At 62.9% G+C, this 21,311-nt stretch carries 18 protein-coding genes, 1 pseudogene and 1 riboswitch; of the genes and pseudogenes, 5 read left to right on the top strand and 14 right to left on the bottom strand.

The window, feature by feature from the left end; all coding sequences use genetic code 11:
* Positions 1–27: 27 nt before the first annotated feature.
* Positions 28–249: riboswitch (cobalamin riboswitch) on the bottom strand.
* Positions 250–321: 72 nt separating this feature from the next.
* Positions 322–2,868, bottom strand: a complete 2,547-nt coding sequence (locus tag AC5PZ0_RS22105) for a dermonecrotic toxin domain-containing protein (RefSeq protein ID WP_493855734.1) — start codon at positions 2,866–2,868, stop codon at positions 322–324.
* Positions 2,869–3,013: 145 nt separating this feature from the next.
* Between AC5PZ0_RS22105 and AC5PZ0_RS22100 the strand changes: the two genes are divergently transcribed.
* Positions 3,014–4,330: a PQQ-dependent sugar dehydrogenase gene (locus AC5PZ0_RS22100; RefSeq protein WP_493855733.1), complete on the top strand. Its 1,317-nt coding sequence runs from the start codon at positions 3,014–3,016 to the stop codon at positions 4,328–4,330.
* 122 nt (positions 4,331–4,452) lie between these two features.
* Here AC5PZ0_RS22100 and AC5PZ0_RS22095 read toward each other — a convergent pair.
* The 6 genes and pseudogenes from AC5PZ0_RS22095 to AC5PZ0_RS22070 all read right to left on the bottom strand — a co-directional run.
* Positions 4,453–4,530, bottom strand: a pseudogene (locus AC5PZ0_RS22095) (hydrolase Nlp/P60); the annotation flags it as partial.
* 305 nt (positions 4,531–4,835) lie between these two features.
* Positions 4,836–5,369 carry a C40 family peptidase gene (locus AC5PZ0_RS22090; protein ID WP_099453169.1) on the bottom strand — a complete coding sequence of 178 codons (534 nt, stop codon included), beginning with the start codon at positions 5,367–5,369 and terminating at the stop codon, positions 4,836–4,838.
* Positions 5,370–5,509: 140 nt separating this feature from the next.
* A complete protein-coding gene (locus AC5PZ0_RS22085; RefSeq protein WP_027595860.1) occupies positions 5,510–6,151 on the bottom strand; it encodes a C40 family peptidase in 642 nt (213 codons plus the stop codon).
* Between the two features lie 127 nt (positions 6,152–6,278).
* The gene (gene hda / locus AC5PZ0_RS22080) at positions 6,279–6,986 is read right to left on the bottom strand and encodes a DnaA regulatory inactivator Hda (RefSeq protein WP_027595859.1); all 708 of its coding nucleotides are present in this window, start codon (positions 6,984–6,986) and stop codon (positions 6,279–6,281) included.
* A gap of 150 nt (positions 6,987–7,136) precedes the next feature.
* Positions 7,137–8,210 (bottom strand): AI-2E family transporter, encoded by a 1,074-nt coding sequence (locus tag AC5PZ0_RS22075; protein WP_085272758.1) that lies wholly within the window; start codon positions 8,208–8,210, stop codon positions 7,137–7,139.
* Positions 8,211–8,222: 12 nt separating this feature from the next.
* On the bottom strand, positions 8,223–9,278 hold the full coding sequence (locus AC5PZ0_RS22070) for a DUF2066 domain-containing protein (protein WP_099428508.1): 1,056 nt from the start codon (positions 9,276–9,278) through the stop codon (positions 8,223–8,225).
* Positions 9,279–9,792: 514 nt separating this feature from the next.
* Between AC5PZ0_RS22070 and purM the strand changes: the two genes are divergently transcribed.
* The 4 genes from purM to AC5PZ0_RS22050 all read left to right on the top strand — a co-directional run bounded on the left by purM (position 9,793) and on the right by AC5PZ0_RS22050 (position 12,846).
* On the top strand, positions 9,793–10,851 hold the full coding sequence (gene purM / locus AC5PZ0_RS22065; protein WP_027595856.1) for a phosphoribosylformylglycinamidine cyclo-ligase: 1,059 nt from the start codon (positions 9,793–9,795) through the stop codon (positions 10,849–10,851).
* Complete coding sequence (gene purN / locus AC5PZ0_RS22060; protein ID WP_027595855.1) at positions 10,851–11,504, top strand: phosphoribosylglycinamide formyltransferase; 654 nt, start codon at positions 10,851–10,853, stop codon at positions 11,502–11,504. The genes purM and purN overlap by 1 nt, the downstream gene beginning before the upstream one ends.
* 8 nt (positions 11,505–11,512) lie before the next feature.
* A complete protein-coding gene (locus tag AC5PZ0_RS22055; RefSeq protein ID WP_027595854.1) occupies positions 11,513–12,223 on the top strand; it encodes a DUF3108 domain-containing protein in 711 nt (236 codons plus the stop codon).
* 440 nt (positions 12,224–12,663) lie between these two features.
* Complete coding sequence (locus AC5PZ0_RS22050) at positions 12,664–12,846, top strand: hypothetical protein (protein ID WP_027595853.1); 183 nt, start codon at positions 12,664–12,666, stop codon at positions 12,844–12,846.
* Positions 12,847–12,903: 57 nt separating this feature from the next.
* Here the strand turns inward: AC5PZ0_RS22050 and AC5PZ0_RS22045 are convergent, their stop codons facing one another.
* The 7 genes from AC5PZ0_RS22045 to AC5PZ0_RS22015 all read right to left on the bottom strand — a co-directional run bounded on the left by AC5PZ0_RS22045 (position 12,904) and on the right by AC5PZ0_RS22015 (position 21,221).
* Positions 12,904–13,443: a DUF2058 domain-containing protein gene (locus AC5PZ0_RS22045; protein ID WP_027595852.1), complete on the bottom strand. Its 540-nt coding sequence runs from the start codon at positions 13,441–13,443 to the stop codon at positions 12,904–12,906.
* A 22-nt stretch (positions 13,444–13,465) separates the two neighbouring features.
* On the bottom strand, positions 13,466–14,299 hold the full coding sequence (gene mazG, locus AC5PZ0_RS22040; RefSeq protein WP_027595851.1) for a nucleoside triphosphate pyrophosphohydrolase: 834 nt from the start codon (positions 14,297–14,299) through the stop codon (positions 13,466–13,468).
* Between the two features lie 123 nt (positions 14,300–14,422).
* The gene (gene relA, locus AC5PZ0_RS22035; protein ID WP_027595850.1) at positions 14,423–16,663 is read right to left on the bottom strand and encodes a GTP diphosphokinase; all 2,241 of its coding nucleotides are present in this window, start codon (positions 16,661–16,663) and stop codon (positions 14,423–14,425) included.
* Positions 16,664–16,759: 96 nt separating this feature from the next.
* Positions 16,760–18,118 carry a 23S rRNA (uracil(1939)-C(5))-methyltransferase RlmD gene (rlmD, locus tag AC5PZ0_RS22030; RefSeq protein ID WP_099428505.1) on the bottom strand — a complete coding sequence of 453 codons (1,359 nt, stop codon included), beginning with the start codon at positions 18,116–18,118 and terminating at the stop codon, positions 16,760–16,762.
* The gene (gene cysM / locus AC5PZ0_RS22025; protein WP_027595848.1) at positions 18,119–19,018 is read right to left on the bottom strand and encodes a cysteine synthase CysM; all 900 of its coding nucleotides are present in this window, start codon (positions 19,016–19,018) and stop codon (positions 18,119–18,121) included.
* A gap of 94 nt (positions 19,019–19,112) precedes the next feature.
* A complete protein-coding gene (locus tag AC5PZ0_RS22020) occupies positions 19,113–20,501 on the bottom strand; it encodes a sensor histidine kinase (protein ID WP_493855732.1) in 1,389 nt (462 codons plus the stop codon).
* Positions 20,502–20,504: 3 nt separating this feature from the next.
* Positions 20,505–21,221 (bottom strand): response regulator transcription factor, encoded by a 717-nt coding sequence (locus AC5PZ0_RS22015; protein WP_099428503.1) that lies wholly within the window; start codon positions 21,219–21,221, stop codon positions 20,505–20,507.
* Positions 21,222–21,311 lie beyond the last annotated feature (90 nt).

Genomic DNA, 21,311 nt, shown 5'->3' with positions numbered 1-21,311 from the left:
CGGTGCACCGCGCATCACCCTCCGTGATGCCGTTGGCTGAATCAGGCCGGTCTCCGGGCTTGTGAGCGGGCCTTGGCCCACGCCTGCGCGCCTTCCCGGATGCTGGCATCCAGTGGCTGTGCGCGGCATTTGACTCACTTACCGTTGCGGGGGCAGCGCCGGGCTCGCGCCTTTGCTGGCGCCCACCGGCTTCCCAGTTTCACCCTGCCCAGACGGGGCTGGCAGGGCACCTGAAACACGCGCGAAGGTTAGAGGGTTGGGGCGGGAGCGTCAATCGAACGCGCCCGCCTTTGGCGCAGCGGTGGGGCTCAATTTGCGACATTATTCAGGAAAGAACCGCGTCACCAGCGCCGGCGTCCTGATGTTCGCCGTGTAAGCCGCCAGGTCGAAGGCAAGCCCGGTACGCAGGTCGTAAACCGGCCCCAAGGCAGGCTTGATGGTCTGCTTCAGGGTGACTTTGATGAAGCGATAGTATTCGCCATAGACCTGCTGCAAGGCATCGATGCGGAAGTAGTTGCCAGGCTGGAACAGCGTTTCGGCCTCTTCGGGGTAAGACGAAAAGGCGCTGATCGGCGTTGCGCTGTGGTAGTCCCCGGCAGGCAGCTCGAACACCACCGAACTGTCATCGAACAAGCCTGGCACGCCGCCCGGCACGTTCGTGTAACGCAAGCAGGCAAACTCTGCGGCCATGTAGGGGTTTTCGGTGAACGAGGTGAAGTCTGTGTTGACCAGCACATCGCCAACCCGCAGCTCACCGTTTCGGTAACGCTCACCACCGGTACGGCGCGAGCGATGCCCCCCTCGGTACAACCTCACCTGATTGTTTTTGGGCAACTGTTCGAGGCTATCGGCAAGCTCGGCAATATAGTCATCCTCATCGCCATACCGGTAGCTCCCCGAGCGGAACACATCGTTCACTTTCGACTCATCGCTGGTGTAGTAGTCGACCAGTGCGTTGAAGTACTCCGGGCCGTAGTGATACGAGTAGTGCGTGCGGCCCGCGACCTTGACGCAGTCCAGGTTGCGCTCATCGAGGTCGGGCGCCCGCCCGCGGGGCAGTTCGACGACCGGCCAGGACGCCAATAACGCCTTCTGCCGCTCAAGCGCGAATTCACCCAGCTTTTTGCTCTGCGGGCCGTTCGCTAACGTATAGGTATCCCAGAACGGTGAATTTGTGCTCGGCATACCCTCAACGGCCAAGGGTGTCCCCCCCAGCAATCGGGGCGGCGCCAGCACTTCCCACTCCCCGGCCTGGTTCAGACGCACCGGGTGCAGCGGGCTGAAGGCAAACGGGTTATCTGCCGAAACCACCAACCACACGGCCAGCTCATGGCTGTAACGCACGCGATAGGGCAAACCTTGCACATTGATCCAGCAACTGCCGTCGTCATTGACGTGAATGCCGCGCAAGCGGCCCTCCTCGCCCGACTCCCCGGTCAGCACGGCATTGGCGCCCTGCAACTCCTCCGGCAAGGCCGAAGCAGTCGTCGGTTGCCAACGCCCCACTGAAAGGTTCGTTTCATGGGGCGGTGCTTGATACGCCAGCGAGGCAAAGCTCGCCTGGAAGCTGATATCGACCAGGTTCATGCTGGCGAATACGCTTTCGAGCATGGCCGAGCGCAGGGCATCCTTGCGGCTCTGTTCATCACCCGCGTGCAAAGCAGCGTCCACATCCAGCGCCACCTTGCCCACACTGGCCCCCAGCAGCATCAGCGTGACCGGCCAGCCCAACGGCGCAAAACCACCAAACACCCCCAGGAACGCCGCCAGATACCCACTGCACATGGCCTTGCGCAGCCCGACATTGGTTTGCATCAGTTGCGCATTGCCCTGCATTTCGAGCCTGGCCTGTTCGACCAGGTAAGCAAAAAGGGTCGTGCCAAGCGGCCGCTTGAACAGCGTCAGGGCAATCAACGCCGCTTCGTTCGAACGGCTGTCGGCAATACCTTGCAGGTGCACCTTGATCAACCGCCTGGCGGTGGTATCACGTGGATTGCTATGAGCACCCGCCACGAAGGCATCGAGGGTGACCTTGGACTGCAACTGCGTGCGTATCCAACTCACCATCGAGAATTCGGAATCGAAGCCCTTGAGGGTCTTTTCTGCCCACGGCATATAGGCCATGACGCGCCCATCGGGCGCACTCAGGCTGAACAAACACCAACGGTCCGTTTCACCGAACACATAGCGGTGGACCGTTATCTCGCTGCGCGTGGCGTCCTGTTCGAGAACCTCCAGGGTCGGCAATTCACCATTAGGCAAGGCGTCGGTCACCATCCCCCGCACGTGATCCCAATCCCCTGGCGTAATCGTACCCTCCGCCAATGCCTCAGCGCCCTGCCCTAGCAGATTGGTCTTGGCCAGCACTTGAAAATGAGCACCATACTGCGACCAGAAGCGCTCGACCTGCGCACGGTACTCAACTGCGAAGTCCAGCGCCCACAGGTCTTTTTGCACGTCACTGCCCAGCATCGGCACTTCGTTGCGCTCGTCGTAAAACGGCGCATGGGGCCCCTGACGGTAAAACCCGCCACGCATGTCGAGCTCGTCACTGGCATCTTGGAAGTACAGGTCGAAGCGGTCGATTACCAGTTCGTGCATCAACATCGACTTCTGCGGCGGATGGCTGTGTTGCCAGCCGGTTTTACTGAGGCTGCTGGAGTTCTCGTTATTGAACTGGTGCCACCAGACGAAGCGAGGGTCAATTCGCCTGCCCGTGTGTTTTTGCAGAATGCGCGCAGCCTGCTGGCTGGCCAGCGCGTAAGGGTCGGGGTAATCCCGCACCACGTCATCCACCAGCCGGACCAGCGGCCGCGCAGCATCGAATGCCTCGAGGCTGCGAATCACCCTTGCTTTTATATCCGTCATGGCCCACTCCAGGCACTAGAAATCGGGCGTTCATCCTGGCGACCTGCATCATTGCCGTGTGGTAGATGTATGCCTCCCGCCGCTGAACCCCGTGCGCGCAACCCTGCTCTGAATATTGAGTGTTCCTTTTCGGAGAGCAGCGACCATGAAGCGCATCGGCATCGTCTTACCCTGGGTGTTGGCTGCCGGCCTGGCGGGATGCAGCGACACAGCCCGCCTGGACGTGATGGACGGCAGCGGCCCTTCGCCGCAACTGCCCCCGCCCAACAAGACGCTGGTCCCCACGGTGAACATCGCGCCGGCCATTGGCTGGCCCCAGGGCGCCAAGCCCCAGGCTGCAGCCGGCACGCAGGTAACGGCCTTCGCCGACAAGCTCGACCACCCGCGCTGGCTCTATGTGTTGCCCAACGGCGATGTGCTGGTGGCCGAAACCAACGCCCCGCCCAAGCCTGAAGATGGCAAAGGCCTGCGTGGCTGGGTGATGGGCAAGGCGATGCAGCGCGCCGGCGCCGGCGTGCCTAGCGCCAACCGCATCACCTTGCTGCGCGATGCCGACCATGATGGGGTTGCGGAAGTGCGCACCACCTTCATCGAAGGGCTCAATTCGCCCTTCGGCATGGCGCTGGTGGGCAAGGACTTCTACGTGGCCGACACCGACAAACTGCTGCGCTTTCACTACGAGCCCGGGGCCATGCACATTCGCGGCGAGGGCCAGCAGGTGGTCGAACTGCCAGGCGGGCCGCTTAACCATCATTGGACCAAGAACGTGATCGCCAGCCCTGACGGCAAGAAGCTCTACGTGACGGTGGGCTCCAACAGCAACGTGGGGGAAAACGGCCTGGACAAGGAACAAGGCCGTGCGGCGATCTGGGAAGTGGACCCTGCCAGCGGCCAGCAGCGCGTGTTTGCCAGCGGCCTGCGCAACCCCAACGGCTTGGCCTGGGAGCCCCACAGCGGCGCACTGTGGACGGCGGTCAACGAACGTGACGAGATCGGTAGCGACCTGGTGCCGGACTACATCACGTCAGTCAAGGATGGCGGCTTCTATGGTTGGCCCTACAGCTATTACGGGCAACACGTCGACCAGCGGGTCGAGCCGCAGGCCCCGCAGAAGGTTGCCCAGGCACTGATGCCGGACTACGCGGTGGGCCCGCACACGGCATCGCTGGGGCTGACGTTCGCCGAGCCTGGCGTGTTGCCGCCGCCGTTCGGGCAGGGGGCATTCGTGGGCCAGCACGGCTCGTGGAACCGCAAGCCGCACAGTGGCTACAAGGTGATCTTCGTGCCGTTCGATGCGACAGGCAAACCTGCCGGCAAACCGGTCGACCTGCTGACGGGGTTTCTGAATGACGAAGGCAAGGCCATGGGGCGACCGGTGGGGGTGATCAATGATCAGCGCGGCGGTTTGCTGGTGGCGGATGACGTGGGGAACGTGATCTGGCGGGTGAGCAAGGCCTTGTAGGAGCAGCCTTGTGCTGCGAAGAGGCCGGTGAAGGCCCCTACATCTAAGCCATATGCACCGGCCTCTTCGCAGCGCAAGGCTGCTCCTACACAGTCAGCGATCAACTGCTGACTGCGCAGGCCTCAGGGATTCTGTGCCAGGTGCCCCTGCGGAATCACGCGCTTGGCCTGCAGGTAAGCCTTGGCCCAGTAGCTGTTCGTGCCATGCACCGCGTAGCCCCACTCGCGGGACAAGTCGGATCGCCGAACCGCCGCTCCCACCCGAACTGTGTAGCCTCCAAGTCTAGCGCCGCACCTGTGGGAGCGGCCTTGTGCCGCGATGGGCCGCAAAGCGGCCCCCAATACAGGCGATGGGTAACTGAAGTGAACAGCATTACGGTAGGAGCAGCCTTGTGCTGCGAAGAGGCCGGTGCATATGCCTTGGATGTAAGGGGCATGCACCGGCCTCTTCGCAGCGCAAGGCTGCTCCTACACAGTCAGCGATCAACTGCTGACTGCGCAGTGCCTCAGGGATTCTGTGCCAGGTGCCCCTGCGGAATCACGCGCTTGGCCTGTAGGTAAGCCTTGGCCCAATAGCTGTTCGACAGGTAGTCCAGGCGCACCGTACCGCCGGTGGACGGCGCATGCACAAAGCGCCCTTCCCCGACGTAGATACCGGCATGGCTGACTTGCGAGCCGCCACTGGTGGCAAAGAACACCAGGTCACCCGACTGCAGCGCCTTGGCATCCACGGTAGGCGCGCGCATGACGATCATCTCGCGCGTCGAACGCGGCAAGCTGATGCCGGCGGCATCGCGGTAGACATACTTGATCAGGCCGCTGCAATCGAACCCGGAGTCGGGCGTATTGCCGCCCCAGCGATAAGGCGTGCCCACCAGCCCGATCGCCCGGATCAACACGTCGTCGGCAATCGGCGAACCATCTGGCTGGCTGTAGGTAACCTGCGGCTGAACCACAGGGGCCGGCGCAGGCGCGCGGCTGGAGCAGGCAGCAAGCAATGCCACCAGGGAAAGGAATGCGAAGCGCGCCATCATTACCATGGCCAGAACATCCTGTCTGAGACCGCTGGACCGCAGCCGAAAAGTGTTGAGAATTTAGATTAGACGCTTTCTGTAAATGCGCACGGCGGCGAGCTTTTTATCAAAGCATCGCCGCCGTGGCAGGGTAAATCATTTTGCTATCAGTTGCGCGCGATGTTGGTCGGCGCCATCGCCAAGGCACGCTTGGCTTCGATGAAGGTCTTGCTCCAGTAGCGATCACCGAGGCTGTCGATGCGCACACCACCGCTGCGGCGGCTGCTGGAGTGGATGAACTGGTTGTCACCCAGGTAGATGCCCGCATGGCTCACACGGCCACGACCATTGGTGCTGAAGAACAGCAGGTCGCCTGGTTTGAGCTTGTTGCGCGCCACTTTTGGGGCATCGACGTTGATCATTTCACGCGTCGAACGCGGCAAGGTCATGCCGGCTTCTTCGCGGAACAGGTAACCGATGAAGCCGCTGCAGTCGAAGCCGGACTTCTCCGAGGTACCGCCGAAGCGGTAGCGGGTGCCGATCAACGACATGCCGCGCTCGAGAATGCTGTCAGCCAGAACTGGCAGCTGGTAAGGCTTGCTGCTGCTGGAGAAGGCCTCCAGGTCATCTTCAGTGGCCAGCTCTTCCGGTTCGCCAAATACCGACGAAGGCGAGGCTTTGGCCTTGAACGCCGACTGTGCGGCGATCGGGGTGTGATCCTGGGGCTGAGATACCGGGGCTTGTGCCGCGCAGCCAAAAAGCAGGGTCACGAGTGCGAGGGGCACGAGGGGTGCGAAGCGCTTTAGCATGGGCACGACCGTGTCAGTAATCCTTTAGAAGGGGGAAACTATGCCCTCTATCATGGCCATTTGCAAATTTTATCGAAAAAGATGTGACTTTTTCGTTTTTCCGCTCTGGCCCAAGGATTTCAGGGGCTTACCAGCCCAGGGTTTCCTTCAGGAATGGGATGGTCAGCTTGCGTTGCGCTTGCAGCGATGCCTGATCGAGGCGCTCAAGCAGGTCGAACAACGCGCTCATGCTGCGGGTACCGCGGGTGAGGATGAAATGGCCAACCTCATCGGTGAGGTGCAGGCCACGGCGCGACGCGCGCAACTGCAGGGCACGCAGCTTGTCTTCATCAGACATGCCGCGCATCTGGAAGATCAACGCCAGGGTCAGCCGCGACTTGAGGTCGGCCAGTTTGATGGGCAGTTCACGCGGCGAGCTGGAGGCCGCCAGCAGCAAGCGGCGGCCACTGTCGCGCAGGCGGTTGAAGAGGTGGAACATGGCCTCTTCCCAATCGGCCTTTCCGGCAATTACATGCAGGTCATCGATGCACACCAGCTCGTATTGCTCGAGGTGGTCGAGCAATTCGACACCGCGCTCGAGCAATTGCGCCAACGGCAGGTAGACGGCGGGCTCGCCCAATTGCTGGAAACGGTGTGTTGCGGCCTGCAACAGGTGAGTGCGGCCGACACCCTGCTTGCCCCACAGGTAGATGAGGCTCTCGGTCCAGCCGGCGTCAGCTTCGCATAGGCGCTCGACGTAGCCCAATGCCGCAGCATTGGCGCCCGGATAGTAGTTGATGAAGGTGGCGTCATCGCGCAGGCGCACACCCAGGGGCAACTGGATCGGTGGTTTCATGCTCGCGGGCGGTCGCTAGGACCACGGGGGGCCTTTGGTGAACAGTGTGCAAAGTCTATACCCGGAGCGCGGGCGGCACAATCAGTGAGCAGAAGAGCGCAAACAAAATCAACAAGTTGCGGCTCTTTATGGGGGCCTTTCGGCCCCACCTCACAATTCTGGATCGACATCTGCGCCATACATGTCCGACTCTTTGTACAAATCGTGTGCATGCCGCAGCAGCACCATGATCACCGCCGCCACCGGCAGCGCCAGCAGCACCCCGGTGAAACCGAACAGCTCGCCACCAGCAAGAATGGCGAAGATCACCGCCACCGGGTGCAGGCCGATGCGGTCGCCCACCAGCAAGGGCGTCAGCACCATGCCTTCAAGCGCCTGGCCGACCATGAACACCGCAACGATGCCCAGCATCGGATACAAGTCACCGCCAAACTGGAACAAGCCGGCCACCAGCGCCGCACCGATACCAATGATAAAGCCCATGTACGGCACGATCGCTGCCAACCCCGCCAGCATGCCAATCAGCAAGCCAAGCTCGAGCCCCACCAGCATGAGCCCAGCCGAGTAGATGACGCCCAGTGCGAGCATGACCATCAGTTGGCCGCGGACGAACGCGCCCAGCACCTCATGGCACTCCCCCGCCAACTCCACGATCTGCGGTTCGCGGTGGCGCGGCAGCAGGCTGCGCAGCTTGGCCATCATCAGGTCCCAGTCACGCAGCAGGTAGAAGCCCACCACCGGGATCAACACCAGGTTGGCCAGCCAGGCGATCAAGGCCAGGCTTGATGCCGTGGCCTGCGACAGCACAATACCGACGATGTCGGTGGTCTGGCCCATGTGCTCGCCAATGGCAGCCTTGATCTTGTCGAACTTCCAGAAGCCGTCGGCCAGACCAAGGCGGTGTTGCACCCAGGGCAGCGCCACGTGCTGCAGCCAGTCGAGCATCTGTGGCGCCAGTTCGTACAAACGCACCAGCTGTTTGGCCAACATTGGCACCAGCACCAGCAGCAAGGCCATGAGTATCAGGGTGAAGAGGCCGAACACCACCACCACGCCCCACGTGCGGGACAGCCCCAGGCGCTCCAGGCGGTCTACCAGCGGGTCTGCCAGGTACGCCAGCAGGATACCGATCAGAAAGGGGGTCAGAATATTGTGCAGGCTATATAACAGCACGGCCATCAGCAGTGCTGCGCCCAGCCAGATCCAGCGGCGCATATCGGTCACTATGGGTACTCCTTACCAGCGAAAACGCAGGCCGTCGAACGGCTTGGGCACATCAGGTTGCTCGGGGCTCACGCCCGTTGAAGGGGCAGGCACGGCGGGGGCAACGGGCGCCTGCTCAGCTGGTACCTCCTGCAACTTGGCCAGGCCGAGCTGGGCACGTAATTGGTCGCGGTTGGCCGTGACACCGTAAGTCAGCGTGCTGCCTTCGACCATTTTAAGCCGCGGCCCATAGGGTTCGAGTACGCGGCTCAGTTCGGCGTAGCGTTGCAGGTTCATCCCCTGCACCTGAACCTGCTGCTGGCTGCTGGCGCCTGGGCGGGTCACATAGCGCGGCGCCAGGCGGCTGCTAACCGCCAGCATCACCGCGTCGGCCAAGGCCGCCTGGTCGGCGCCCTCGGCACTGCCCTGCTCGTGCTGGTCGCCTACCCACAGCTGCCATTTGCCTTGCCATTTGCCATCCGCCTCTTGGGCGTGTACCGCCAGCAGGGCATCGGCCGCGTAACGCTCGGAAGCTTCGCGCAGCGGTTTTGGGTCATTGCCTTCGACCTGCTTGGCATTGGCCACCAACTGCTCTTGCAGGTCAGCCAGCGGCAGCCGCAATGGCAGGCCCCGGTGCTGGGCTGCACGGCGCAAGGGCTGGGCGGCGGATTGGCCGTCACCCACCAGGTTGCTGCCCTCGGCGTTTTCGTTGAGCCACCAGCCGAGGATCGATGGCCGGTTGCTGCCCCACAGGGCCAGGCCGGCCTTGCGCAAGGCGCGTTCGGTGCTGCCGGGGTCGAACTCGACCAGCACGGACTCGGGCGGGCCGGCTTCGGTACCGACCTGGTTGATGATTTGCTGCGGGTCTTTGCGCAGCTCGGCCAATGCCGGGCTTTGCGCCGCCTTCGGGTCACCGGTCAGGCGCAGGACCAAGGTCTCGAGGGCCTTGCCGGTGGCCTGGGTACGGGCTTCAGCGCCCTGCCCCTGAAGCGGCTCGCGCACCTGATAAAGCCCGGAGACGCTCTCGGCTTGCGCGGCTAGCGAGATCAGGGCAAGACAACCTGCTGCCAGAGTGTTGAAAAGACGCATGGAGGATTCCTGTCCAGAAACAAGGTGGAACGGCCGTTGTCATGCAGGCTGTGACCGCGGTGGAACGAAAAATGCTCCTATATGGCTTACACCTTATACAGGGGCGCGCATGACTGCCAGGCGCAGGCCTCGGGATTTAGGGTGTTTTCACGATCGAGCGCCGCCCGCGCGGCGCTTCGCAGCACAAGGCTGCTCCTACAATTTGCTTCGGGCCAGTGACGTTTGCAGGAATAATTGGCCCTAATAACTGTAGGAGCAGCCTTGTGCTGCGAAGCGCCGCACGGGCGGCGCTCGATCTCCCAGGCGACACAACCCTCAACCCACACCCTCCCCACTCACCTTTTTAACGCTTTCCAGCCCTGCCCGTCGGCCTGAGGATGGCCGCTGCACGGCAACCCTGATAAAATCGCGCGCCTTCACAGACCTCTGACGTTTCAGGCAGCCGCCGCAGCAAAGCCGGCCTTGGCCGTCACGGTCGTTTTTAAGAATCCCTCCCTCCTAAAGGCCTGGATCAATGAGCAAGCAACCCTCCCTGAGCTACAAGGACGCCGGTGTAGACATCGACGCCGGCGAAGCACTGGTCGAACGCATCAAGGGCGTGGCAAAACGCACCGCACGCCCTGAAGTCATGGGTGGCCTGGGTGGCTTCGGCGCCCTCTGCGAGATCCCGGCCGGCTACAAGCAGCCGGTTCTGGTCTCCGGCACCGATGGCGTCGGCACCAAGCTGCGCCTGGCCCTGAACCTGAACAAGCACGACAGCATCGGCCAGGACCTGGTCGCCATGTGCGTCAACGACCTGGTGGTGTGCGGCGCAGAGCCGCTGTTCTTCCTCGACTACTACGCCACCGGCAAACTGAACGTCGACGTCGCCGCCACCGTGGTCACCGGTATCGGTGCAGGCTGCGAACTGGCGGGCTGCTCGCTGGTCGGTGGTGAAACCGCCGAAATGCCTGGCATGTACGAAGGCGAAGACTACGACCTGGCCGGCTTCTGCGTTGGCGTGGTAGAAAAAGCCGAGATCATCGACGGTTCCAAGGTTGCCACCGGCGACGCGCTGATCGCCCTGCCGTCTTCCGGCCCGCACTCCAACGGCTACTCGCTGATCCGCAAGATCCTCGAAGTGTCCGGCACCGACATCGAGAACACCCAGCTCGACGGCAAGCCACTGACCGACCTGCTGATGGCGCCGACCCGCATCTACGTCAAGCCGCTGCTGCAACTGATCAAGCAGACGGGCGCAGTCAAGGCCATGGCCCACATCACCGGTGGCGGCCTGCTGGACAACATCCCGCGCGTACTGCCGAAAAACGCCCAGGCCGTGGTCGACGTGGCCAGCTGGCAGCGTCCAGCGGTATTCGACTTCCTGCAGGCGCAAGGCAACGTTGACGAGCATGAAATGCACCGCGTGCTGAACTGCGGCGTCGGCATGGTCATCTGCGTAGCTCAGGACCAGGTCGAAAACGCCCTGAACGTTCTGCGCGCTGAAGGCGAGCAGCCTTGGGTCATCGGCCGCATCGAAGAGGCCGCCGAAGGCGCCGCCCAGGTCGAGCTGCAGAACCTCAAGGCACACTGATGCCGAGCAAGACCTGCAATGTAGTGGTATTGCTGTCGGGTTCCGGCAGCAACCTGCAAGCCCTGATCGACAGCTGCCGCGGTGAAGACAGCCCGGTGCGCATCCGTGCGGTGGTGTCCAACCGCGCCGATGCCTACGGCCTGCAACGCGCCGCAGCCGCTGGCATCGACACCGCCGTACTGGACCACACCGCCTTTGACGGTCGTGAAGCTTTCGATGCCGCGCTGATGGCGCGCATCGACGGCTTTGCGCCAGACCTGGTGGTGCTGGCCGGCTTCATGCGTATCCTCAGTGGCGGCTTCGTCCGCCACTATCAGGGCCGCCTGCTCAATATCCACCCGTCGCTGCTGCCCAAGTACAAGGGCCTGCACACCCACCGACGGGCCCTGGAGGCAGGCGACGCCGAGCACGGCTGCAGCGTACACTTCGTCACCGAGGAACTCGATGGCGGCCCACTGGTCGTACAGGCTGTGGTACCGGTGACGTCGGACGACACCGCTGAAAGCCTGGCCCAGCGGGTTCACCACCAGGAACACCTGATCTACCCGTTGGCCGTGCACTGGTTCGCCGAGGGGCGCTTGCGTCTGGACGAGCACGGTGCCTTACTGGATGGCCAGCCCCTGGCGGCCAGCGGTCATTTGATTCGATCCTAGGAGACTTTATGCGTCGCGCCCTGCTCTTGGCTCTCGCCGTGCTCGCCCTGCCCCTCCAGGCAGCTGATCTGAAGCCTTTTTCGGCCAGCTACACCGCCGACTGGAAGCAGCTGCCCATGAGCGGCACCGCCGAGCGCAGCCTGGTGAAGAATGCCAACGGTACCTGGGACCTTAATTTCAAGGCTTCCATGATGATCGCCAGCCTGACCGAGCAAAGCACCCTGCGCCTGGAAAACGACACCCTGCTGCCGCAGAAGTACCACTTCGAGCGTGGCGGCCTGGGCAAGGCGAAGAAGGTCGACCTGAACTTCGACTGGACCAGCAAGAAAGTCACCGGCAGCGACCGTGGCGATGCGATCAACCTGCCGCTCAACCGCGGCGTGCTGGACAAGTCGTCCTACCAACTGGCGCTGCAGCATGATGTGGCGGCCGGCAAGAAGAGCATGACCTACCAGGTGGTCGACGGTGACGAGATCGACACCTACGACTTCCGCGTCCTGGGCACCGAGAAGGTCACCACCAAAACCGGCCAGGTCGATGCGGTCAAGGTCGAGCGCGTGCGCGACCCTAGCCAGAGCAAGCGCATCACCGAGCTGTGGTTCGCCAAGAGCTGGGACTACCTGCTGGTACAACTGCGCCAGGTCGAAACCGATGGCAAGGAGTACGTGATCGTGCTGCAGGATGGCACGGTCGATGGCAAGCCGGTGAAGGGTAACTGATCCGCAGCAAGCACCCGGAGCCCCGCCTTGTGCGGGGCTTCGTTTTTTGAGGTGCTCGCCATAGCATCTTCAGCGCCTATGAGATCGAGCGCCGCCCGCGCGGCGCTTCGCAGCACAAGGCTGCTCCTACATTTGTTTCGGGCCAATGAGTCCTGAGACACAGGCGCGCGCCCCTCATGTAGAACAAACAAGGCGGTCGCGCGCGTTGGTACAGGCGTGACTGGCCCGAAACAGATGTAGGAGCAGCCTTGTGCTGCGAAGCGCCGCGCGGGCGGCGCTCGATTTGCGCCCCCCACTCAAACCCCAAGCCAAGCAAATCGCAGCCCCTGAGCTTCATGAAACTTGTTTCATCCCTGTTTTATTTACTTAGCCTGCTAACAAACCCTATAAAGGAGGTGTGCGACACAGTGTCGCAACCAACCTAGCAGTGGAGTTTACCGATGACAGTCCAAGTAACCGAACGCGACGAATCGAAAATGTCCCACGAAGGCCTGGCCGCTGGCGTGCGGATCTGGGATGTGCACCAGCAAGGCCAATTGGTCGGGATGTTCCACAATGAGCACGAAGCCCATCAGTACCGTGTAGAGCTTGAGGACCTGGAAAGTCAGCGCACTACACAATGACCCTGCAATGCCACAGTCTTTGAACAAAAAACCCCGCCTAGGCGGGGTTTTTCATGCTTACCACATCAAATCGTCAGGGATCTTGTAAGCCGCGTACGGGTCATCGTCGTCGGCTTCCTCGACATGGGTGTTGAGCAGCAGTACGCGATGCGGGTCGCGTTCCTGAATCTTCACCGCCGCCTCACGCGGAATCACTTCGTAGCCGCCGGCAAACGACACGACCGCCAGCGAGCCATTGCTCAGCTTGCTGCGCATCAGGGCATTGACGGCAATGCGCTTGACCTTCTTGTCGTCGACGAAGTTGTAGTAGTCCTCACTGTTGAGCTTGGGCAGGCGGGTCGCTTCGATCAATTGCTTGATCTGCGCGGCGCGGGCCTTTTGCTCGGCCTTTTCCTGCTGCTGGCGGTTCAACTCCTGGTCACGCTTGGCCTTTTCGGCCATGGCTTCCTTGGCCAAGCGCTGCTGGGTGTCGTCCACCTCGACCTGGCCCTTGTGCTCCAGGCGCTTTTGTTTCTTCTGGGCTTTGTTGGTCTGCGAGACCTGTTTCTGGTTGACCAGACCGGCTTTGAGCAATTGGTCGCGAAGGGAAAGGCTCATGAATGTTCACTCACTTAACAGCTCAGCCGCAGCTGGGCAGGTTCTTTTCCTGACGTTTGGCTTCACCCCAAAGGGCATCCAGCTCGTCAAGGTTACAGTCTTCGATGGGCCGACCGCTGTCGCGCAATGCCTGTTCGATAAAACGGAAACGTCGCTCGAACTTGCGATTGGCACGGCGCAGGGCATGTTCCGGGTCTTGCTTGAGGTGGCGGGCCAGGTTGACGGTGGCGAACAACAGGTCGCCGACCTCATCTTCCAGCGCATCGGCATCACCGTCGGCCATGGCCTGCAGGACTTCGTCCAGCTCCTCGCGGACCTTGTCCAGCACCGGCAATGCGTCGGGCCAGTCGAAACCGACCGTGGCCGCACGCTTTTGCAGTTTGGCTGCCCGCGACAATGCAGGCAATGCCGTTGGCACGTCATCGAGCAGCGACAGCTGTTCGGGTTCGCTTTTTTCGGCGCGTTCCTCGGCTTTGATCTCTTCCCAGCGCGACTTGACCTGGGTCTCGCTCAAGCTGGGCGTGTCCACCGGTGCATACAGCTCGCCGGTGGGGAATACGTGCGGGTGGCGGCGGATCAGCTTGCGGGTGATGCTGTCGACCACCCCGTCAAACTCGAAACGCCCCTCTTCCCGGGCCAGCTGGCTGTAATAGACCACCTGGAACAACAGATCGCCCAGCTCACCCTGCAAGTGCTCGAAATCGCCGCGTTCGATGGTGTCGGCAACCTCGTAGGCTTCTTCGATAGTGTGCGGGACGATGCTGGCGTAGTCCTGCTTCAAGTCCCACGGGCAGCCATATTGCGGGTCGCGCAGGCGGGCCATGAGGTGCAGCAGGTCTTCGAGGGTGTAGGTCATTAAGCAGGTCCTTCGGTGGTGCGCCCTTCGCGGGTAAACCCGCTCCCACAGGTACTGTGCATAGCTTAAGGTTTGCACTCAACCTGTGGGAGCGGGTTTACCCGCGAAGCAGCCACCTCGGTCTCAAGGGGTACGGTTACGCCGCGTCTCGATGATGTTCGGCAACTGAGAGATCCGCCCCAGCAAGCGCCCGAGCGCATCCAGGCCCGGAATCTCGATGGTCAGCGACATCAACGCCGTGTTGTCTTCCTTGTTCGAGCGGGTGTTGACCGCCAGCACGTTGATCTTCTCGTTGAGCAGCACCTGCGACACGTCACGCAACAAGCCTGGGCGGTCGTAGGCACGGATGACGATGTCGACCGGGTAGGTCTGCACCGGGATCGGCCCCCAACTCACCTGGATCATCCGCTCTGGCTCCTTGCCTGCCAGTTGCAGCACCGAAGCACAGTCCTGACGGTGGATGCTCACGCCGCGGCCCTGGGTGATGTAGCCGACGATGGCATCGCCCGGCAGCGGCTGGCAGCAGCCGGCCATCTGCGTCAGCAGGTTGCCGACACCCTGGATCTGGATATCGCCGCGCTTGCCGGTACGCGGGCCCGTGGGCTTGCGCTGCACCAGCTCGATCTGCTCGATACGCTCAGGCTCCAGCAACTGCTGGGCAGCGTTGACCAGGTGAGCCAGGCGTAGATCACCCGCGCCGAGCGAGGCGAACATGTCTTCGGCGGTCTTGACGTTGGTCTTCTCGGCCAGGCGCTCGAAGTCCACCTGCGGCAGGCCCAGGCGGCTGAGTTCGCGCTCGAGCAAGGTCTTGCCGGCGGCGACGTTCTGGTCGCGTGCCTGCAGCTTGAACCAGTGAACGATCTTGGCCCGTGCCCGCGAGGTGGTGACGTAACCCAGGTTGGAGTTCAACCAGTCACGGCTGGGGTTGCCGTGTTTGCTGGTGATGATCTCGACCTGCTCGCCGGTCTGCAGGCTGTAGTTCAGCGGCACGATACGCCCGTTGATCTTGGCGCCGCGGCAGTTGTGGCCGATTTCGGTGTGCACGCGGTAGGCGAAGTCCAGCGGCGTGGCGCCCTTGGGCAGGTCGATGGCATGGCCGTCCGGGGTGAACACGTAGACCCGGTCCGGCTCGATGTCGACGCGCAGCTGCTCGGCCAGGCCGCCGATATCACCCAGCTCTTCATGCCACTCGAGCACCTGGCGCAGCCAGGAAATCTTCTCTTCGTAGTGATTGGAGCTCGGCTTGACGTCGGTGCCCTTGTAGCGCCAGTGGGCGCAAACCCCCAGCTCCGCTTCCTCGTGCATGCCGTGGGTGCGGATCTGCACCTCCAGCACCTTGCCCTCGGGGCCGATTACCGCCGTGTGCAGCGAGCGGTAGCCGTTTTCCTTCGGGTTGGCGATGTAGTCGTCGAATTCCTTGGGGATGTGCCGCCACAGGGTATGCACGATACCCAGCGCAGTGTAGCAATCGCGGATCTCCGGGACCAGCACACGCACCGCACGCACATCGTAGATCTGGCTGAATTCCAGGCCTTTTCGCTGCATCTTGCGCCAGATCGAATAGATGTGTTTCGCCCGGCCACTGATGTCGGCATTCACGCCGGTGGCCAGCAGTTCGTTCTGTAGCTGGTTCATCACGTCGCTGATGAAGCGCTCGCGGTCCAGCCGGCGCTCGTGCAGGAGCTTGGCGATCTGTTTGTACTGGTCGGGTTCAAGGTAGCGGAAGGACAGGTCTTCCAGCTCCCACTTGATGTGACCGATGCCCAGGCGATGCGCCAGGGGGGCATAGATGTCGAACACCTCGCGCGCGACGCGCAGGCGTTTTTCGTCGTCGGCGGCCTTGACCGCACGGATTGCGCAGGTGCGCTCGGCCAGCTTGATCAGTGCAACGCGCACGTCGTCGACCATGGCCACGAGCATCTTGCGCAGGTTCTCGACCTGCGCCTGGGAGCCCAGCACCAGCGACTGGCGCGGGCTGAGGCTGGCACTGATGGCCGCCATGCGCAGCACGCCGTCGATCAGCTTGGACACCACCGGGCCAAAACGCTGGCTGACTTCGGCCAGGGTCACCTTGCCTTCACGCACCGAACGGTAAATGACGGCGGCTACCAGCGAATCCTGGTCGAGCTTGAGGTCGGCGAGAATCTCGGCGATCTCCAGGCCCGCCTGGAAGCTGGACGTACCGTCGGCCCAGGAATGCTTGGCAGGGTTACCCTTCTTCTCGACTTCGTGAGCGAATTCGCAGGCCTCTTTCAGCGCTGCGCGATCCAGGGCTGAATCGACGCTTACCACATGATCCAGCCATGCTTCGAGATTGATACTGCCGTCAGTGTTGACCGGCTGGTGCACTCTCACCTGTACCATCTTTGTTTTACCTTTCCATACAGCGCACCACGCGGGTGCGCAGGCTTCCACCGTGTGGCCGCCATTCCCTGGCAACCGCACCAACGGGCCAGTCTGCTAGCCCGCTTCGAATAACGCCATGGCCTCGACATGCGCCGTCTGAGGAAACATGTCGAGAATCCCGGCCCTTTTTAACCGGTACCCCTGTCCGACCAGCACCTGGGCGTCTCGCGCCAGCGTGGCCGGGTTGCACGATACGTAGACCAGCCGCTTGGCCTTGAGGCGTGCGATGTCTTGCACCACCTCGAAAGCACCGTCGCGCGGTGGGTCCAAGAGTACCGCAGAAAAGCCTTCGGCGGCCCACTCGGCACCTGCCAAAGGCTGCGATAAATCGGCCTGAAAAAACCGTGCGTTATGCACATTGTTGTTTCGGGCATTGGCCGCGGCCCGATCGACCATGGCCTGTACACCTTCCACCGCCACCACTTCACGCGCCTGCCGCGCCAACGGCAGGGCAAAATTACCCAGGCCGCAGAACAGGTCAAGCACACGTTCGTCGGCTTGCGGTGCGAGCCAGGCTAACGCCTGCTCGATCATCGCCGTATTGACCTGCGCGTTAACCTGCACGAAATCACCGGGGCGCCAGGCCAATTCCAGCTGCCAGGGTTCGAGGGTAAAGCCCAGGGTCGTGGCCGCGTCTACCGGCGCCGGTTCACCCTCGCCCTGCAGCCAGAGCTGCGCCTTGGCCTCGTCGCAAAATGCCTGCAGGCGGGCCAGGTCATCCGCCGGCAGCGGCGCGACATGGCGCACCAGCAGCGCCTCAGCGGTGCCGCTGAACAGTTCCACATGGCCGATGACCTGCGGTTTGCTCAGCGAACGCAGCGCCGTCGGCAAGTGGCGCAGAATCGACTGCAAGGGCTGTACCAGCACTGCACAGTCGTCGATGGAAATGATGTCCTGGCTGGCTTCGGCACGGAACCCGACCTCCAGCTGACGCGCCTTGATGTCCCAGCGCACAGCCACCCGCGCCCGGCGCCGGTAGCCGAATTCCGGTCCGCTCAAGGGGGCGGCCCAAGCCTCGGGTTGCACGCCAGCAACCCGCTGCAGCTGTTCGGCCAGCGTGCGCTGCTTGAGCGCCAGCTGCGCTTCGTGGGGCAGATGCTGCAGGTTGCAGCCGCCACAGCGGGCATAGTGCCGGCAAGGGGCTTCGCGCCGCTCGGGGCTGGCCTGCAGCACGCGCTCCAGGCGCGCCTCCACGACTTTGCCGCGGGCATTGAGCACGCGGGCCTCGACGGCTTCACCGGCCAACGCGCCACTGACAAACCAGGTACGCCCTTCATGGAAAGCGATGCCACGGCCGTCACCGGCCAGGCGCTCGATGTCCAGGCGCTGTTTCTTGCCCACGGGAACCTGGGGGCTACGGTTGCCACCGGCTGGCTGGAAGCGCAGGCCGCTGTTGCTTTTCTTCTTGGACATTTAGCTCGGATCAAACAGGCCAGTGGACAGGTATCGGTCACCACGGTCGCAGATGATTGCGACCATTACCGCGTTTTCCACCTCGCGGGACAGGCGCAGCATCGCCGCGACCGCACCACCGGAAGACACGCCGCAGAAAATGCCCTCTTCACGGGCAAGGCGGCGGGTGGTGTCTTCGGCTTCCTGCTGGGACATGTCCACCACGCGATCGACGCGGGTGGCGTCGAAGATCTTCGGCAGGTATTCCTCGGGCCAGCGACGGATGCCCGGAATGGCCGAGCCTTCCATCGGCTGCAGGCCGATGATCTGCACGGCTGGGTTCTGCTCTTTAAGATACTGCGAGCAGCCCATGATGGTGCCGGTGGTGCCCATCGAACTGACGAAATGGGTGATGGTGCCCTGGGTCTGCTGCCAGATTTCCGGGCCGGTGCTGTTGTAGTGGGCGATCGGGTTGTCGCCATTGGCGAACTGGTCGAGCACCAGGCCGCGGCCCTCGGCCTGCAGCTTCTCGGCGAGGTCGCGGGCACCTTCCATGCCCTCTTCCTTCGTCACCAGGATCAGCTCGGCACCATAGGCCGTCATGGCGGCCTTGCGCTCGGCGGTGGAGTTGTCTGGCATGATCAGGATCATCTTGTAACCCTTGATCGCTGCCGCCATCGCCAGGGCGATGCCAGTGTTGCCCGAGGTCGCCTCGATCAGCGTGTCACCCGGCTTGATCTGGCCGCGCAGTTCGGCGCGGGCGATCATCGACAGCGCCGGGCGGTCCTTGACCGAACCGGCGGGATTGTTACCTTCGAGCTTGAGCAGGAGCGTGTTGCTGGTCTCTCCGGCAATGCGCTGCAGGCGAACCAGGGGCGTATTGCCGACGCAATCGGCGATGGTTGGGTACTGCAAGGTCATGGCGTATTTCACAATCCGGACGGCAGGGGCGCCTATCATACCGGCAATCCTTTCCGGGCCATATCACGCAATCTGTGATGCATATAGCTACAAGCTATAACGCGGCGACCTGCGGCCGTGGGTTGTCCTTGGCGGGGGCTGGCACATGGAGCGGCAAGCGCATGCACAGGCGCAGCCCGCGCTTGCCATTTTCTGCCCACAAGGTCCCGCCCTGGCGCTGGATGGCACTGCGCGCAATGCTCAAACCCAGCCCGAAACCGCCGTCCCCAGGCCGCGAACCGTCCAGGCGCGAGAATGGCGCGAAGATCCGTTCCAGGTCCTCTTCTGCAACCCCACCGCCCTCGTCTTCCAGCCACAGCCGCCAGTGGTTACCGTCGCGCTGCCCGCCCAAGCGCACCACGCCGTTAGTCGGCGAGTGGCGGATGGCATTACGCAGCATGTTCTCCAGCGCCTGGGCCAGGTGGTTGAGGTTACCCTGCACCCAGCAACTGGCGGGCAGTTCGCAGCGCAGCCGCTCGGGCGACCAGCCGCTTTCGTAGCTGGCGTCCTCGGCGAGCAGGTCCCACAACGCTTGAACCTGGATGGGCTCAAGGTTCATCGGCGCACGCTCGGCATCCTGCCAGGCCAATTGCAGGGTGCCCTCGACCAATTGCTGCATGCAGTCCACTTCACGCGCCAGGCGTTCGCGCAGGCGCTGCAGGTCGGTTTCGCCATCGCAGGCCACGCGTAGCCGGCTGAGCGGCGTGCGCATTTCGTGCGACAGGTCGCGCAGCATCTGTTGCTGCATGGCCACCGTACCCTGCAGCCGTTCGGCCATCTGGTCGAACGCGCGAGCCAGCTCGCCGAGTTCGTCATGCCGGGCGATGGTGCGCGAATCGAGGCGGGCCGACAGCTGGTCGGCGCGCCAGGCATTGGCCTGCTCACGCAGCTGGTTGAGCGGCACGATCAGCATGCGGTACAGCCCAACGCACAGCAGCAAGGTGAACAGAGCGGGGATGATGCCGTTGGTCAGCACCCGCCACAGCATGCGGTACTGGCCGGGGTTGAGGCGCTCTGGCAGTTCGATCACCAGCATGCCCTGCTCCGGCGCCCCCGGGAACGGGATGCGCAGCCATGGCTGGTCGACACTGCGCAGGCTCATCGGCCAGTCGACGCCGCGCAGGCGCGTCAGCCGTTGCATGATCTGGGGGTTCAGGGTGGCGCTGTCGAGCGGCCGCAGGTTGATGTCGAGCACGCCAACCCAGCCACGCTCGCGCTGGTGCATGGCCTGCACCCAGCGGTCCAGCCCCGCGCGCCCGTCACTGCGCCAGGCCTGCTCCGCCTCAGCCGCATAACCGCGCAGCAGTTGGCGTGCCGGTTCGGACAGGAAGGCGTTCTGGGTTTCCATGTGCCGGCCCCAGGTGTAGCTAAGGCCGATCATCAGCAGGCAGAAGCCCACCAGCAGGATGGCCAGCTTCCAGAACAGTGAATGGCGGTCGAGCATGGCTCACTCCATCTCGCTGGCGCTAAGCACGTAACCTTTGCCCCAGACAGTGCGGATCTGCCGTTCGTGGTAGCCGATGCCTTTGAGCTTGCGGCGGATCTGGCTGACATGCATGTCCAGGCTGCGATCATGCCGCGAGTAACCGCGCTGCAAGACCTGCTGATAAAGGAAGGGTTTGCTCAGCACCTCGTCCAGGTTGCGGTTGAGGATCTCGAGCAGGCGATATTCGCTGGGGGTCAGGCCTGCCAGGCGCCCTTCGAGCCTGACGTCACTGAGGCCTTCGTCGAACTGCAACCCACCTCCGGCGGCCTCTTGCTGCGGCTGATGGCGCCGCTCCAAGGCCACGCGCCGCAGGATCGCCTCGATGCGTACCTGCAGCTCGGCCATGCTGAAGGGCTTGGGCAGGTAGTCGTCGGCGCCGCGCTGAAAACCGCTGATACGGTCGGCTTCGGCGCCCAGCGCCGACATCAGGATCACCGGCGTGGCGCTGCGCGTGCGCAACTGGGCCAGTGCATCCAGGCCGTTGAGCCCAGGCAGCAGGATGTCCATCAACACCACGTCGAATGCCTGCCGGCCTGCGGTTTCAAGGCCTTCGAGCCCATTGCGGCACCAGGTCACCTGGAAGCCGCCACGCTGCAGCTCCTCGTGCAGGTAGGCACCCAGCACCGGGTCGTCCTCGATGGCGAGGATAGTGGAGGTATGAATAGCTACGGGATTCATTGGCAACTGCCATGCATTCTCAATTGCGCGATTATTGAGCATCCGCTCTGCTCTAGGCAACCGCCCTGCGACCAATGCCTCGACATGGCC

This window comes from Pseudomonas sp. 5.2 (genome assembly GCF_059025405.1).
This window is presented reverse-complemented; position numbering and strand designations above follow the sequence as displayed.